At 73.0% G+C, this 14,679-nt stretch carries 12 protein-coding genes; 7 read left to right on the top strand and 5 right to left on the bottom strand.

The window, feature by feature from the left end:
- Positions 1-4 precede the first annotated feature (4 nt).
- The gene (locus tag MTQ01_RS10135) at positions 5-382 is read right to left on the bottom strand and encodes a septum formation initiator family protein (protein WP_247488761.1); all 378 of its coding nucleotides are present in this window, start codon (positions 380-382) and stop codon (positions 5-7) included.
- Positions 379-1,344 carry a 16S rRNA (cytosine(1402)-N(4))-methyltransferase RsmH gene (gene rsmH, locus MTQ01_RS10130; protein ID WP_247488759.1) on the bottom strand — a complete coding sequence of 322 codons (966 nt, stop codon included), beginning with the start codon at positions 1,342-1,344 and terminating at the stop codon, positions 379-381. Before rsmH ends, MTQ01_RS10135 begins: the two co-directional genes overlap by 4 nt.
- A 560-nt stretch (positions 1,345-1,904) precedes the next feature.
- Here rsmH and MTQ01_RS10125 point away from each other — a divergent pair.
- From MTQ01_RS10125 to MTQ01_RS10110, 4 genes are all read left to right on the top strand, one after another.
- The gene (locus tag MTQ01_RS10125) at positions 1,905-2,435 is read left to right on the top strand and encodes a carbonic anhydrase (RefSeq protein ID WP_247488757.1); all 531 of its coding nucleotides are present in this window, start codon (positions 1,905-1,907) and stop codon (positions 2,433-2,435) included.
- Between the two features lie 132 nt (positions 2,436-2,567).
- Entirely contained in the window at positions 2,568-3,575 is a 1,008-nt protein-coding gene (locus MTQ01_RS10120) for an AAA family ATPase (protein ID WP_247488754.1), read from the top strand.
- Positions 3,575-4,867, top strand: coding sequence for a DUF58 domain-containing protein (locus tag MTQ01_RS10115; protein ID WP_247488752.1), 1,293 nt, complete (start codon positions 3,575-3,577; stop codon positions 4,865-4,867). Before MTQ01_RS10120 ends, MTQ01_RS10115 begins: the two co-directional genes overlap by 1 nt.
- Positions 4,864-7,272 (top strand): DUF3488 and transglutaminase-like domain-containing protein, encoded by a 2,409-nt coding sequence (locus tag MTQ01_RS10110; RefSeq protein WP_247488751.1) that lies wholly within the window; start codon positions 4,864-4,866, stop codon positions 7,270-7,272. Before MTQ01_RS10115 ends, MTQ01_RS10110 begins: the two co-directional genes overlap by 4 nt.
- A gap of 642 nt (positions 7,273-7,914) precedes the next feature.
- Here the strand turns inward: MTQ01_RS10110 and MTQ01_RS10105 are convergent.
- The 3 genes from MTQ01_RS10105 to MTQ01_RS10095 form a co-directional block, all read right to left on the bottom strand.
- Positions 7,915-8,331: a DUF3040 domain-containing protein gene (locus tag MTQ01_RS10105; RefSeq protein ID WP_247488749.1), complete on the bottom strand. Its 417-nt coding sequence runs from the start codon at positions 8,329-8,331 to the stop codon at positions 7,915-7,917.
- A gap of 385 nt (positions 8,332-8,716) precedes the next feature.
- Positions 8,717-9,466, bottom strand: coding sequence for a bifunctional 2-polyprenyl-6-hydroxyphenol methylase/3-demethylubiquinol 3-O-methyltransferase UbiG (locus MTQ01_RS10100; RefSeq protein ID WP_247488747.1), 750 nt, complete (start codon positions 9,464-9,466; stop codon positions 8,717-8,719).
- Positions 9,467-9,508: 42 nt separating this feature from the next.
- Positions 9,509-10,072, bottom strand: coding sequence for an SAV_6107 family HEPN domain-containing protein (locus MTQ01_RS10095; RefSeq protein ID WP_247488746.1), 564 nt, complete (start codon positions 10,070-10,072; stop codon positions 9,509-9,511).
- 230 nt (positions 10,073-10,302) lie between these two features.
- Between MTQ01_RS10095 and MTQ01_RS10090 the strand changes: the two genes are divergently transcribed.
- The 3 genes from MTQ01_RS10090 to MTQ01_RS10080 all read left to right on the top strand — a co-directional run bounded on the left by MTQ01_RS10090 (position 10,303) and on the right by MTQ01_RS10080 (position 14,161).
- Positions 10,303-11,211 (top strand): ATP-binding cassette domain-containing protein, encoded by a 909-nt coding sequence (locus MTQ01_RS10090; RefSeq protein ID WP_247488744.1) that lies wholly within the window; start codon positions 10,303-10,305, stop codon positions 11,209-11,211.
- Complete coding sequence (locus MTQ01_RS10085) at positions 11,183-13,291, top strand: YhgE/Pip domain-containing protein (RefSeq protein ID WP_247488742.1); 2,109 nt, start codon at positions 11,183-11,185, stop codon at positions 13,289-13,291. The genes MTQ01_RS10090 and MTQ01_RS10085 overlap by 29 nt, the downstream gene beginning before the upstream one ends.
- Before the next feature lie 213 nt (positions 13,292-13,504).
- Positions 13,505-14,161: a TetR/AcrR family transcriptional regulator gene (locus MTQ01_RS10080; protein WP_247488740.1), complete on the top strand. Its 657-nt coding sequence runs from the start codon at positions 13,505-13,507 to the stop codon at positions 14,159-14,161.
- Positions 14,162-14,679 lie beyond the last annotated feature (518 nt).

Below are 14,679 nucleotides of genomic sequence, written 5' to 3'. Positions count from 1 at the left end.
CGCGTCACCTCCCGGAGTCGGGGCGGGCTGGTTCGGGGACGCCGACGACACCGCCGTCGGACTTCAGGAAGGCCGGCACGCCGCCGGGCACCAGGCCCAGCTCCCTGGCGCGCTTGTCCAGCGCGTCGGGGGCCGAGAATCCGTCGACCTGCCCCTGGAGCTCCTGCCGCTCGTCACTGAGCTCCTTGGACTGCTTCTTGAGCTTGCTGAGCTCGAACGACCCCTGGTTCAGGGAGGCGTTGAGCAGCAGCAGCCCGAGCAGCCCGGAGCCGAGCAGCACCACGATCAGCAGGACGAAGGGCGTACGCGCGGCGCCGGGGCCGTTGGCGGCCAGCCGGGTGAGTGCGGCGAGGCGGGCGGGCTGTCTGGGCCTGGGGCTCATGGCTGCGGTTCCTCCCGTACGCGTTCGGCACCGCGCAGCCGGGCGGGGGCCGCGCGGCGGTTGGTCTCGATCTCCTCCTCGGACGGCAGCTCCGAGCCGCGGGTCAGCAGGCGCAGCCGGGGCTGGTAGCGCTCGGGCACGACGGGCAGCCCGGGCGGCGCGGTGGAGGCCGCCCCCGCCGCGAACACCTGCTTGACCAGCCGGTCCTCCAGCGAGTGGTAGGAGAGCACGGCGATGCGTCCGTGCAGCGCGAGCGAGGAGACGGCGGCGGGGATCGCCCGTTCCAGCACCCGGAGTTCACCGTTGACCTCGATGCGCAGCGCCTGGAAGGTGCGCTTGGCAGGGTTGCCGCCGGTGCGCTTGACGGCCTGCGGCAGCGCCGCGCGGATGAGCTCGACCAGCCGGGCGCTGTTGGTGAAGGGCTCCCGCGCACGTTCCCGCACGACCGCTTCGACGATCCGTTTGGCCTGCTTCTCCTCGCCGTACGCGCGCAGGATGCGCACCAGTTCGCCCGGGGCGTACGTGTTGAGGACCTCCGCCGCCGAGATGCCGGTGCTCTGGTCCATCCGCATGTCCAGCGGGGCGTCCTGCGCGTAGGCGAAACCGCGGTCCGCCTCGTCGAGCTGCATGGAGGAGACGCCGAGGTCGAAGAGGACGCCGTCGACCCGGGGGACGCCGAGTCGGCGCAGCACGTCGGGGAGTTCGTCGTAGACCGCGTGCACGAGAGTGGCGCGCTCGCCGTACGGGGCGAGGCGTTCACCGGCGAGCTTCAGCGCGTCCTGGTCGCGGTCCAGACCGATCAGCCGCACCTGCGGGTGGGCTTCGAGCAGCGCCCGGCTGTGTCCGCCGAGCCCGAGGGTGCAGTCGACCACCACCGCGCCCGGACGTGTCAGGGCGGGCTCCAGGAGGTCCAGACACCGCCGGAGCATCACGGGGACGTGTCGCTCTTCGCCGCTGCTCATGCGCCCTCTCAAATCCGGCGCGGGCTGCTGCACATACAGCTCGGTCCCCGCCCGCTCTGAAGGGGAAGTGGCTTCCTGGCGCCGGGGAAGTGGCGTCGGGCCGCCGGAGCGGGAGGAGGCCGAGCCGTATGTGCGAACCGCACAGCCGGTGGGGCGTCGTCTACCGGGATGTCCGGCCGGCATCTGCGCTCGCGTCTCCCACTGGGCGTCACCTTAGTCCACCCGGTCGCGTGGTCAATCAACCGGTGGGGCGCGTCCCGGCCCGTTTCTCCAGCGGTTCTGCGGGAGTTGGGGCCGCGCGGTCGGAGGTCGGGGGTCGGCGGTTCGGCAGCGGTCGGCGCACCGGGCGGAGCGGCGCCGGCGAGGGACGGGCCCGGTGCCGGTGCGGGGCGGCCGGCGCGGGGACGGACACGCGCGCTCCCCCGGCGCGCTCCCGCGCTCGGACACATCCGCACCGACCTTGTGTGCACTAGGTCACACGGGGGTGGAATGCCTGCTGCGCCCCGTTCCGCACCGCTTCGCGGCGCGCCGCGGCGGTCGTGCCCCGATACGGTTCCGCCATGCCGACCTCTCCCGACCAGCAGACGGTGACCGATCAGCTCACCGCCGCCAACTCCCGCTACGCAGCGAAGTTCACCGATCCGGGCATGGACGCCCAGCCGGTCCTCAACGTCGCCGTCGTCGCCTGCATGGACGCCCGCCTCGACCTGCACGCCGCCCTGGGCCTGCGCCTGGGCGACTGCCACACCATCCGCAACGCGGGCGGCGTCGTCACCGACGACGTGATCCGCTCCCTGACCATCAGCCAGCGCGCCCTGGGCACCCGGTCGATCGTGCTGATCCACCACACCGGCTGCGGCCTCCTGGACCTGACCGAGGAGTTCCGGCACGAGCTGGAGCTCGAGGTCGGACAGCGTCCGGCCTGGGCGGTTGAGGCGTTCAAGGACCTCGACCAGGACGTACGACAGTCCATCCAGAAGGTACGAACCTCTCCGTTCCTCCCGCACACTGATGATGTGCGCGGTTTCGTCTTCGACGTGCGGACGGGCCTGCTGCGCGAGATCGACCCGGAGAGCGGCCAGGAGCGGTGACGCGAGAGGCGGTCTCCATGAAGAATGAAGCGTCAACCGGTTGGTTCCGCAGGAGCTGAGCCGGGAGTTTCGGGACGGGCCGGCCCAAGTGATCTCCGGCCCGGCCACTGGAGTTGGGCCGAGGAGGGCCGGGTGACGACCTATGAAGAGCGTGCGAGCCTCAGTGACCTGACGGACACCGCGGATCGGGTGCGCAAGTCCGTCGAGCGGGTCATCGAGGGCAAGCCCGAGGCCGTCCGGCTCTCGCTGACGGTGCTGCTCGCCGAGGGGCACCTGCTGATCGAGGACGTTCCCGGGGTGGGCAAGACGATGCTCGCCAAGGCCCTCGCCCGCTCCATCGACTGCTCGGTCCGGCGTATCCAGTTCACGCCGGACCTGCTGCCCTCGGACGTCACCGGGGTGAGCGTGTACGACCAGGAGCGCAAGGAGTTCGAGTTCAAGCCCGGGGCGATCTTCGCGCAGATCGTCATCGGGGACGAGATCAACCGCGCCTCGCCCAAAACGCAGTCGGCGATGCTTGAGTCGATGGAGGAGCGCCAGGTCACCATCGACGGCCGCACCTACGAACTGCCCGACCCCTTCATGGTCGTCGCCACCCAGAACCCGGTGGAGATGGAGGGCACCTATCCGCTCCCCGAGGCCCAGCGCGACCGTTTCATGGCCCGGGTCTCCATCGGCTACCCGAGCGTGGAGGCCGAGCTGGAGATGCTCGACGTGCACGGCGGCGTCTCGCCGCTGGACGACCTCCAACCGGTGGCGCACGCGCACGACATCGGCAAGCTGATCGACGCGGTGCGCGAGGTCCACGTCGCCGAGACGGTGCGCCGCTACGCCGTCGACCTGGTCGGGGCCACCCGCAACCACCCGGAGCTGCGGCTCGGCGCCTCGCCGCGCGCCACGCTCCAACTGCTGCGCGCCGCCAAGGCGTCGGCAGCGCTCGCCGGCCGCGACTACGCGCTCCCCGACGACGTCCAGAACCTGGCCGTGCCGGTCCTCGCGCACCGGCTGCTGCCGACCGCGCAGGCCCAGCTCAACCGCCGCACCACCGAGCAGTTGGTGGTGGAGATACTGCAACGCACCCCGGTGCCCGACACCCAGCAGTGGGGTCCCTACGGGCGGCCGGCACCGCGGGGCCACTGATGGACACCGGGAGCGGCGACCAGGAGCAGCGCGGCTCGCTGCGCACCTCGTTGAGCGGGCTGACGACCCGGGGCCGTTCCTTCCTGGCCGCCGGTCTGGCCGCGACCGCGTGCGCCTACGTACTCGGGCAGGGCGACCTGCTGCGGGTGGGCATGATGCTGGCGGTGCTGCCGCTGGTCTGCGTGGTCGTGCTGCACCGCACCCGGTACCGGGTCGCCGGCTCCCGGCTGCTGCAACCGACCCGGGTGCCGGCGCGCAGCGAGGCACGGGTGCATCTGAGGGTGGAGAACATCTCGCGGCTGCCCACCGGGCTGCTGATGCTCCAGGACCGGGTGCCCTACGTGCTCGGCCCGCGTCCGCGCTTCGTCCTGGACCGGGTGGAGGCCGGCGGCCGGCGCGAGGTGTCCTACCGGGTCCGTTCAGACCTGCGCGGGCGGTACGCGCTCGGGCCGCTCCAGCTGCGGCTGACCGATCCGTTCGGAATGGTCGAGCTCACTCGTTCGTTCAGCTCTCATGACACTCTCACCGTGGTGCCGCGCACGGAGCCGCTGCCGCCGGTCCGCCTGGCCGGCGAGGCCGGTGGTTACGGCGACAGCCGTCAGCGCGCGCTGGCGCTCGCCGGGGACGACGACGTGATTCCGCGCGAGTACCGCCACGGCGACGATCTGCGCCGGGTGCACTGGCGCTCGACCGCCCGGTACGGCGAGCTGATGGTCCGGCGCGAGGAGCAGCCCCAACAGGCGCGCTGCACCGTGCTGTTGGACACCAGGGACGAGGCCTGGGCGGGCTCGGGGCCCGACTCGCCCTTCGAGTGGGCGGTCTCCGCGGCGGCCTCCACCGTGATGCATCTGATCGAACGCGGCTACGGCGTACGGCTGTTGACGGAATCCGAAGGTTCCGGCCTGGACACCGGCGGCCTGATGGGCGATTCCTCGGAGACGGCCGGTCTGCTGATGGACTCGCTCGCGGTCGTGGAGCACTCCGCGGAGCCGAGCCTCGCCCGTATGTGGGAGTCCCTGCGCGGGGACGGCCTGCTGATCGCCTTCCTGGGCGCGATGGACGAGGAGGACGCGGCGCAGACCGCGCGGATGCGGGCCCGTGCCGGCGGTGCGGTCGCGTTCCTGGTGCGCGGGCGCGCCACCCGGGCCGAGGACGAGGCACGGGCGAGGGCGCTGCGGGAGAGCGGCTGGACGGTGGTGCTCTGCGACGCGGGAGACCCCTTCGCCGAGCTGTGGCGGCAGACGGACCGGGCGGCCGCGGGCAGCGGCCCGGCGGAAGGCGGGAACGCATGAGCGGCGGAGCTCGGTTGACGCTGGCGGCCTGGTGGGCCTCGGTCGCCTCGGCGTGCGCGCTGCTGCCGCTGGTCTCGGCGGCGAGCTGGCTCTTCCAGGCAGCCGCACTGCTCGCGGTGCAGAGCGCGGTGGGCCTGGCCGCCCGCCGCGTCCCGCTGGCCAGGCCGGTGACGATCACCGCGCAGCTGCTCGTCTCGTTCGTGCTGCTGACGCTGATCTTCGCCCAGGAGAGCGCGCTCGGCGGTGTGCTGCCGACACCGGCGAGCGTCGAGCAGCTGGGAGCGCTGGTCGGCCAGGGCGGCGAGGACGTCACCCGGTTCACCATCCCCGCACCGCTGACCGACGGCATCCAGCTGATGCTCGTCGGCGGTGCACTGCTGATCGGTCTGCTGGTGGATGTCGTCGCGGTGACCTTCCGCAGCGCCGCGCCCGCCGGTCTGCCGCTGCTGGCGCTCTACTCGGTGGCCGCGGGCCTCGGGCAGGGCGAGGTGAGCTGGCTGTGGTTCCTGGTCGCCGCGACCGGCTATCTGCTTCTGCTCCTGGCCGAGGGGCGGGACCGGATCTCCCAGTGGGGCCGGGTGTTCAGCGGCGCCGCGATGCAGCGCGGCTTCGGGCAGCGCTCCGAGCCCCCGGTGTCCGCGCCGGTGCGCACCGGACGGCGGATCGGGGTGGCGACGCTGGGCCTCGCGCTGCTCGTACCCGCGCTGCTCCCCTCGCTCGGCAGCGGGGTGCTGGACCCGGCCGGGCGCGGATCGGGCAGCTCCTCCGACGGGACCGTGTCCGCGGTCAACCCGCTGGTGGCGCTCCAGGACAGCCTCAACCAGCCGGAGAACCGCACGGTCCTCACCTACCGGACGAACGCGCAGAGCAACGAGGACATGTATCTGCGCATCGTCTCCCTCGACCAGTTCGACGGGACCGCGTGGAAGCCGTCGGAGCGCCGCATCACCTCCGTGCCCGACCCGCTGCCCGACGTACCCGGCATGTCCCCCGACGTGGACGTGCAGCGCACGACGACTCTCGTCGAGGCCGCCGACTGGTACAAGCAGAGCTGGCTGCCGATGCCGTACCCGGCCCAGCGGGTGGACATCGACGGCCGCTGGCGGTTCGAGCCCGAGGGGCGCACCCTGGTCGGCGATCGCGGCCAGACCACCGAGGGCGCGAAGTACCAGGTGGTCAGTCTCCAGGTCCGGCCCACCGCCGAGCAGTTGAAGAACGCCCCGCCCGCCCGCGAGCAGATCCGCCGCGAGTACACCGACGTGCCGGGCTCGCTGCCCCGCGAGGTGGAGAGCATCGCGCGCAACGTCGTCCAGGGTTCGGACAGCGACTACGAGCGGGCGCTCGCGCTCCAGGAGTGGTTCGCCCGCGAGGGCGGGTTCACCTACAACACCGAGGTGCGCGCCGGCAGCGGCAGCGCGGCGATCACCCGCTTCCTGGACCAGCGCGAGGGTTTCTGCATCCACTTCGCCTTCTCGATGGCCGCCATGGCCAGGACCCTGGACATCCCGGCCCGGGTGGCGGTCGGTTTCACCCCGGGCACCGCGGTGTCCGGCGGCCGTACCGAGGTGGGACTGCAGGACGCGCACGCCTGGCCCGAGCTGTACTTCGAGGGCGTCGGCTGGACCCGGTTCGAGCCCACCCCCTCGCGCGGCAACACCCCCGGATACGCGCAGCCCGATCTGCCCGACCCCTCCGTACCGGAGGACGAGGAGACCGGGCCGGAGGAGACCACCGGTCCCAGTCCGGAGCCCACCGAGGAGGAGGAGTGCACGGCCGAGCGCCGGCAGGCCGGCGAGTGCGGTGAGCTGGACGCCGTCGGCCCGCCCCCCGGCGACGGGGGCTTCCCGTGGCAGCGCGCCGCGCTGATCACCGTCGCGGCGCTGGCCGCACTGACACTGCCGCTGCTGCCCGCGCTGTGGCGCATCCGGGCGCGCGGCAGACGGCTCGCCGCCGCCGGCGGCCCGACAGCCGGCTCGGCGGACGCCGTGCTGGCCGTCTGGCGGGAACTGCTGGACACCGGCTGGGACTTCGGCATCACGCCCGACGACTCCGCCACCCCCCGCAAGGCAGTGCGCCGCCTGGTCACCGAGGGCCGGCTCGACGCCGACGCCGCGGCAGCCGCACACCGGGTCGCGGACGCGGTGGAGCGGGTGCTGTACGCCCCGACCACAGCGCGGAGCAGCACTGCCGACGGCGATCCGGCCGCCGACGTGCGCACCGTCCGCGCGGGACTGCGCTCCGCCGCGGACCGGCGGACCGGACTGCGGGCAACGCTCGCGCCCCGTTCGGCCGTACGGGTGAGCTGGGCCGTGCGCCGCCGCTGGACCCTCGCGGCGGAGCGGGTGCGGGCCCGGGCGGCGAGGGCAGGTGCGGCGGTGCGTTCGGTGCGCAGACGACGGGCCTGACCGCGGTCCCGGCCGCTCCGTCGGTCGGAACCCGCTGCGGCCACCCAGCCGTAGCCGCCCGCCCACGGGCCGCGCCGGGTGGCCGCACCTGCGATCCGCCGGCGGTGGGGCGCCGTTGTGTCCGTGGCCGGCCGCCGATCCGTCCGTGAGCGGGGCGCCGCGACCGGCCGGCCCGGCGGACGTGCACGCGGCTGCGGTTCAGGGGCTCGTGGGGCGTGGGGTTCCGTGCGGCAGCACCGGGCGGGGCACACCTGCGCGGGCGCTCCCGCCCCGCGCACACCGCTGCCGCGAACGAGCGAACGACCGGCCCCCGCACACCGATTCCACCCCCGCACCGGCCCGCAGGCGCCCGGTCCGCGTACGCAGAGTCCGCGTTGCGCGGAGCCTCACGCACGGGGCCCGTACGCGCCTCGGCGGGCTCGCGTCGGGCTTCTTCGCGCGGCACCGGGTGGGGCGGCCGGGGCGGCGCCGGACGAGGCGCGGCCTGCGGCCCTGCGGCAGCGGGGCGGGACGCCCGCTGTCCGGCGCCGTCGGCCGGCGCCGCGGGACCGCACACACGAAAGCGATGGGTGGCTCTCCGGGGAGAGCCACCCATCGCTTTCGATCTGGCTGTGTGGTGTTGTCCAAGCGCCGTGGCGTCGGCTACTGGCGCTCGTCGCGACGCCGCTGCCAGCGCTGCTCGATCTTGTTCATCATCGATTTGCGCTGTTTGGGCTGTCGTCGGGAGGAGGCTCCGCCCCTCGCGGGTCCGGCCTCGCCACCGCCTTCGGCCTTGGCGTCGTCGGTCTTGGGGCCTTTCCGCCAGCCGGTGACGGCCAGGACGGTGCATCCGAGCATCACGAGGAAGCCGAGGACGCTGACCCAGATGATCTGCGCGACCATTCCGGACATCAGGAGCGCAATGCCCACCAGAAAGCCCGCAACCGCCTGATAGACCCGCTTGCGGGTCGGCGCGCGCAGCTCGCTTCCCTCGAGCGCTGTCGCGAACTTGGGATCTTCGGCGTACAGCGCTCGCTCCATCTGCTCGAGCATGCGCTGCTCGTGCTCAGAGAGCGGCACGGAGTCCTCCTACTCGTCGGTCGCGGGGGGCGACCGGATGCGACCCTTCAAGGATAGGCAGGGAATCGCCCCCGTGAAACCCGCCCCTGTACGCCAGTCCCTTCCGTGAGGTCGGACTTGGCTGACACAGCAGTGGCCAGTTCATTCCCCTACTACCCGCCCGTCATGCCCGACGGTCTGCCTCGATCATACGGCGCCGGGCGCGGAAGCGGGCACCCACGGCCAAGGGCTGTCAGGTCAATCTTGCCCGATCCCCGCAAGGGCCGCGCGAGGGACCGCCGCACCCGCGGTGAACTGCACACTCGCAACCGGGTGGCCGCCCGCACCGGCAGCCCTCGTGAGGGCGCCCGGGGCAGCTCCGTACGCGCACCCGCGGCGCGCACGACTAGCGCAGCTCCGCCAGCACGTGCAACTGGCCCGCGACCGAGCGGAAAGCGGGCAGCTCGGCCGCCGCCGCCTCCAGTTGGGCGAGCGCCTCGACCGCCTGCGGGTCGGAGTCCACCAGCGCACCGGGCACCAGATCCCCGAAGATCCGCACGCCCTGGATGACACCGACCTCCAGCCCGGTCGCGACCAGCAGCTCGCTCAGGTGCTCCGGGGAGAAGCGGCGCGGCATCGGGTCGGCGGAGCCCCAGCGGCCGTCCGGGTCCTCCAGGGCGTGCCGCGCCTCGGTGAAGTGACCGGCGAGCGCTCTGGCGAACACGGCTCCGCCGAGCCCTGCGGCGAGCACGCTGAGGGTGCCGCCCTCGGGCCGCAGCGCGGCGACCGCGTTGCGCACGGACTCCGCCGGGTCGTCCACGTACTCCAGCACTCCGTGGCACAGCACCGCGTCGTAGCCGCCGCGCTCCGCGACGTCCAGCAGTCCGTGCGCGTCTCCCTGGACACCCTGCACCCGCTCGGCCACACCCTCCTCGGCCGCCCGGCGCTCCAGCGCGAAGAGCGCGTTGGGGCTCGGGTCGACGACCGTGACGCGGTGGCCCAGGCCCGCCAGCGGCACGGCGAAGTGCCCGGAGCCCCCGCCCGCGTCGAGGACTTCGAGCGCCTCCCGTCCGGCCCGGGCGGCTCTGCGGTCGAGCGCGTCCCTGAGCACCTCCCAGACCACGGCGGTACGGAGAGCGGCGCGGGGGCGGGTCATGGCGGTGCTCCTCGGCGACTGAAGTGGCTGATCGGGCCCAGCCTATTGCCTCCCCCCGGACGCCGACGGACGCCGCCCTCTCGCCGGGCTCCCGCGGCCCGGCCGGGCCTGTCTGCGCTGGTGCGGCAGTCCCGAGTCGATGGTCAGGGTGCGCTCCACCAGCAGGCGGAACTCCTGGGCCGTGCGCAGTAGCTCGTCCGCATGCGCACCGCTGACCGCACCGTGCACACCCGCCTCGGCGAGCGCGCGCCTGCTCGCACCGGAGGCGAAGTACGCGCTCCACTCCGCGAGTTCGGGGGCGATCTCGCGGAGTATGTCCCAGGCGCTGCGTATACGGCGGCGGGCGCGCTCGGAGGTCTCCGGCCGGCCGCGCACAGCCAGGACCGCGGCGGCGGTGTGGAGTGCGGCACGGTGGGCCGCGACATAGCGCTCGTGGGGCGGACCCAGGACGGCGGCCTCGGCCAGCGCCTGGTGCGCCTGGGCGAGTTGGGAGAGGGCGGCCGTCGAGACGGCCGGCGGATGGCCGGCCGGCGCCGGGTGGGAGCCGGGAGTGACAGGGGGATCGGGAGTGGGAGAGGTTTCGCTCGGGGGCCCGTTCACCTTCATGGGCTGGTGCCTCCTTCGCTTCTTGGCTGCCTCGGTACTGCTTCGGCCTCGGGTGCCTCGCTCGGTCGTGGTCGGGTGCGGGTGTCGCGGGGCTCCCGCACTCCGCGAGGGCGCGCGGGAAGGCCCAACGCCCATGGTGACTCCCACCACTGACAACGAGGGGTGCGTCCGGGGCTCCGGGGCGACTGCTAGCCTTTGAACTGACCAGTCAGTTCAAAGAAGGAGGGCGTATGCGGGGGGCGTCAGTCACCGCCGAGGGCCTCGGCATGGACGGGCCCCGGGGCACGGTGTTCCGGGGCGTCGAACTGTCCGCGGAAGCCGGGGAGTTGGTGGCGGTCCAGGGTCCGTCGGGTTCGGGCCGGACCTGTCTGCTGCTGGCGCTGACCGGGAGGATGCGGACCACCGCGGGCCGCGCCGAGGTGGACGGCCTGCCGCTGCCGAAGCGGATGGCCGCGGTGCGCGAGATCACCGCGCTCGGTCCCGTACCGGACGTCAACGACCCCGATCCCGCCCTCACCGTCGCCGAGCATCTGCGCGAACGTTCCCTGCTGCGCCCGTACTTCCGCGGCTGGCGGCGCGAGCGCTCGACCGCCCGCCGGGAACGCGTCGAGCGGGCGATGGAGCTCGCCGGCCTCTCCTTCGAGGAGCTGCCCAAGGGGCCGCGCACGACCGTGCGGCAGCTGGAGCGGAGACAGGAACTGCGGCTGGGCGTCGCCCTCGCCCTGCTGGACGAACCGCGGCTGATCGCCGTCGACGATGTCGGGCTCAAGCTCTCGGACGCCGAACGGCTGGAGATGTGGGGGCTGTTGCGGACCGTCGCGGCGGCCGGCGTCACCGTGCTGGCCTCGTGCGCCCAGGCGCCGGAGGACACCGCCGTGCTGCGGATCGACGCCGCGGACGACCCGGCCCCCGGGTACGACGGCTCCCCCGAACCGGGCGCGGAGGAACAGCCCGAACCGGGAGCGGAGGAGCGGGCCGACCCCGCGGCGGCCGAGGAGGCCGGCACCTCCGAGGAACCGTCCCGGCGGGACACCACCGGCTCCCCGGCCGAGGCCACCTCCTCGACCACGACCACGACTGCGACCACGACTGCGAAGGAGGGCTCCGGGGATGCGTTCGCCGAGACTGGCCGCGCTTGAGCTCAAGCGGTTCGGAAGGGGCCGGATGCCCCGGGCCGCGGTGGCGGCGATGCTGCTCATCCCGCTGCTGTACGGGGCGCTCTACCTGTGGTCGTTCTGGGACCCGTTGGGCAGCATGGACCGGATACCGGTGGCGCTGGTCAACGACGACAGGGGTGCGCACACCGAGAGCGACGACGGGGAGCGGCAGCGGATCGAGGCGGGAGAGGACATCGTCTCAGGGCTGCACGACAGCGACACCTTCGACTGGCAGGAGGTCAGCGCCGAGGAGGCCGAAAAAGGCGTGGAGGACGGGAGCTACTACCTCTCGCTGACGATCCCCGCCGACTTCAGCGCCAAACTCGCCTCCAGCTCCGGGGACAACCCGGAGACCGGTGCCCTCAGCGTCCGCACCAACGACGCCAACAACTACATCGTCGGCCAGATCTCCCGGACCGTCTTCTCCGAGGTGCGCGCCTCCGCCTCCTCCAAGGCCTCGGACGGCTTCTTCAACCGCATCTTCGTCTCCTTCTCCACCCTGCACGAGCGCACCAGCGAGGCCGCCGACGGAGCCGGCCGCGTCAACAAAGGGGTCGGCGACGCCAAGGACGGGACCAGGGAGCTGCTCGCCGGAGCGGGCAGGGCCCAGAAGGGCAGCGGCGAACTGCACTCGGGTGTCACCAAGCTGCACAAGGGCGCAGGCACGCTGCACAGCGGTACCCAGCAGGTCGCCGGCGGCACCAAGAAGCTGGCCGCCAAGGTGAACCGGCTCGCCAAGGCCGTCGAACCGCTCACCTCCCCCGAGGCGGGCGAGGACATCGCCAAGCTGGCGGGCAGGGTGGCAGAGGGGGCGAAGGCCGCGCAGAAGCACGTCGAGAAGCTCCCCGAGGAGGCCGAGCGCGCGGAGAGACTGGCCCGCGGCGCGGCCAACGGCGCCGAGAAGCTGCACAACCGGCTCTGCGGCGACGAGAGTTCGGCCGAGCTGCCGGCCGTCGACTGCTCCGAGCTGAAAAAGCACGTCCAGCTCACCCGCCGAGCCGCCGACGCGGCGGAGGGACTGAACGACCGCGTCCAGGAGTACGAGGACCTGGACGAGCTCCGCAAGGACCTGGTCAAGGTCGAGCGCACCGCCCGACAGGTGCAACAGCGCGCGCCCCACCTCGGCAAGGACCTCGACACCGCCGTCAAGCAGGTCAACGCGCTCGACGCCGGCGCCCGCAAGGTCAACGCCGGAGCGGGGCGACTGCACAAGGGCCTGGGCACCGCGAAGAGCGGGTCCTCCCAACTGGACAGCGGCCTCGGAGAGTTGAGCGCGGGCGTCAAGCAGCTGGACGGCGGGCTCTTCAAGCTCGCGGACGGTTCGCAGAAGCTGGCCAAGGGACTGGACGACGGCAAGGACCGCATCCCGGACTACGGCGACGACGAACGCGCCGAGCGCAGCTCGATCATGGCCGACCCGGTGGACCTGCAGAGCCGGGCCGCCCACCAGGCACCCAACTACGGCACCGGTTTCGCGCCGTACTTCATCCCGCTCGCCCTGTGGGTGGCGGCGATGATCTGCTACATGCTGCTGCCCGCCCTCAACCGACGCGCGCTCGCCGCCGGCGCGCCCTCCTGGCGCACCGCGCTGGCCGGCTGGCTGCCGGTGGCGGGCCTGGGCCTCGCCCAGGTGGTGACGCTGCTCTCCGTGCTCCACTGGGGGCTGGGACTCCAGATGGAACGCCCGGCGGGCACCGTGGGATTCCTGCTGCTGACCACCGCCTGCTTCAGCGCGATCGTCCAGTGGATGAACGCGCGGTTCGGGCCCGCGGGGCGCATCGTGGTACTGGTGGCGCTGATGCTCCAACTCACCTCCGCCGGCGGCACCTACCCGGTGCAGACCAGCCCGGACTTCTTCAACGCCATCCACCCGTACCTGCCCATGACCTACGTCGTGGACGGGCTGCGAGTCCTCATCACCGGTGGCGCAATGACGCCGGTGTGGCAGGCGTGTGGGGTATTGCTGGGCTTCACCGCGGCTGCGCTGGCGCTGACCGCGCTCACCGCCCGGCGCGGTGCCGTGTGGACGATGAAACGGCTGCACCCGGAACTCACGCTGTGAGCCCGGGCGGGCAGCGGCGAGGAGGCAGCAGTGGCGCGGACCGCCACAGCGGCACCTCGGCTGCATGGAGCGTCGCGTGCTGTACGGGCGTCGCGTGCAGTACGGCGGCACGAGCTGTACGGGCGGCACGGAGCACGGCGTCGCGGGTGCGACGCGAAGACCGCGGCGGGGTCGTCACGGTGAGGAGACTGCGGTGAGGAGAAGGCTCCCGGGATGAAGAACGGCAGCAGCAGCGGGACGCCGCGCGGCCCGCGCACGAGCGCGACGCGCCAGAAGCTGTACGAGGCGGCGGTGACACTCATCGCCGAACAGGGCTTCTCCTCCACCACGGTCGAGGAGATCGCCGAGCGGGCGGGCCTCGCCAAGGGCACGGTCTACTACAACTTCGCCAGCAAGGCGGACCTCTTCGAGGAACTGCTGCGCCACGGCGTGGAGTTGCTCACCACCGAGCTGAGGGACGCGGCGGAGCAGGAGAGCGCGCGGGGCGGGGGCCGGGTCGACTCGCTGGACGCGATGATCATGGCGGGCCTGCGGTTCATCGACCACTATCCGGCGTTCAGCCAGCTCTACGTCGCAGAGCTGTGGCGTCCCAACCGGGCGTGGCAGAAGACGCTGATGGTGGTCCGGGGGCAGGCGGTGGCCGTGGTGGAGGACGTGCTGCGACTCGGCGTCGAGGAAGGGGAGTTCAGCGAGGAGATCGACATCCAGCTGACCTCGGCGGCCCTGGTCGGGATGGTGCTCGTGGCGGCGCTGGACTGGAAGGCGTTCCAGTCGGAGCGATCGCTGGAGGACGTGCACGGCGCGCTCTCGCTGCTGCTCCAGGGCCGCGTCGGCGGCAACGGCAGGCTCGGCGGCCCCTCCGGCGACTGACGCCGTCCCGCTGAGCCGCCGGTGCGCGTCGCCGTGTGTCGCCGTGCCGTGGCGGGGCGAGCAGGCCGGTGTGGCAGTGTCCGTCGCGTCCCGTCCCGTCCGCTGCGGGGCCACGGGTGAGCGACCGGTCTCGGCGTGTGCCGAGCCGGCCGCTCGTTCCCCTGTGATTCCCCTTCGTTCCCCCGTTGCCGGTGGTCCGCCGGCCCCGGAGGTGCACACCTCGGGCTCGGCCGCCCCGTGTCGGCCGTTCCCGTGCGCCCTCCGGTGCCCCACACTCTGCCGTCCCGAGGCGTCCGCTCCCATCCGCGCTCGTACTCAACTCCCCGGCTGGGTACGCGCACTCAGGGCTGAGCAGCTTCGCCCAGACCCCTGCGGGGGCTGCCGCGCCCCATGTGATCCGCCGGCGCCGGTGCTCCCCCTGATCCTCACCAGCGGCTGGGCGGGCGGTGTCAACGTCTGCGCCGCGGTCCTCCTGCCGGACCGGGCAGCGGGCCCGGCGCCAGGAGCGTGCGAGGGGC

Source organism: Streptomyces sp. XM4193, assembly GCF_023072595.1.
Lineage (GTDB): Bacteria > Actinomycetota > Actinomycetes > Streptomycetales > Streptomycetaceae > Streptomyces.
Note: the sequence above shows the minus strand (reverse complement) of the source record. Positions and strands in the feature narration are given on the sequence as shown.

What these genes read in the sequence shown, in the direction of transcription:
- MTQ01_RS10135 (WP_247488761.1), bottom strand. Translation starts at nt 382, where the DNA reads ATGAGCCCCAGGCCCAGACAGCCCGCCCGCCTCGCCGCACTCACCCGG.
- rsmH (WP_247488759.1), bottom strand. Translation starts at nt 1,344, where the DNA reads ATGAGCAGCGGCGAAGAGCGACACGTCCCCGTGATGCTCCGGCGGTGT.
- MTQ01_RS10125 (WP_247488757.1), top strand. Translation starts at nt 1,905, where the DNA reads ATGCCGACCTCTCCCGACCAGCAGACGGTGACCGATCAGCTCACCGCC.
- MTQ01_RS10115 (WP_247488752.1), top strand. Translation starts at nt 3,575, where the DNA reads ATGGACACCGGGAGCGGCGACCAGGAGCAGCGCGGCTCGCTGCGCACC.
- MTQ01_RS10110 (WP_247488751.1), top strand. Translation starts at nt 4,864, where the DNA reads ATGAGCGGCGGAGCTCGGTTGACGCTGGCGGCCTGGTGGGCCTCGGTC.
- MTQ01_RS10100 (WP_247488747.1), bottom strand. Translation starts at nt 9,466, where the DNA reads ATGACCCGCCCCCGCGCCGCTCTCCGTACCGCCGTGGTCTGGGAGGTG.
- MTQ01_RS10095 (WP_247488746.1), bottom strand. Translation starts at nt 10,072, where the DNA reads ATGAAGGTGAACGGGCCCCCGAGCGAAACCTCTCCCACTCCCGATCCC.
- MTQ01_RS10090 (WP_247488744.1), top strand. Translation starts at nt 10,303, where the DNA reads ATGCGGGGGGCGTCAGTCACCGCCGAGGGCCTCGGCATGGACGGGCCC.
- MTQ01_RS10085 (WP_247488742.1), top strand. Translation starts at nt 11,183, where the DNA reads ATGCGTTCGCCGAGACTGGCCGCGCTTGAGCTCAAGCGGTTCGGAAGG.
- MTQ01_RS10080 (WP_247488740.1), top strand. Translation starts at nt 13,505, where the DNA reads ATGAAGAACGGCAGCAGCAGCGGGACGCCGCGCGGCCCGCGCACGAGC.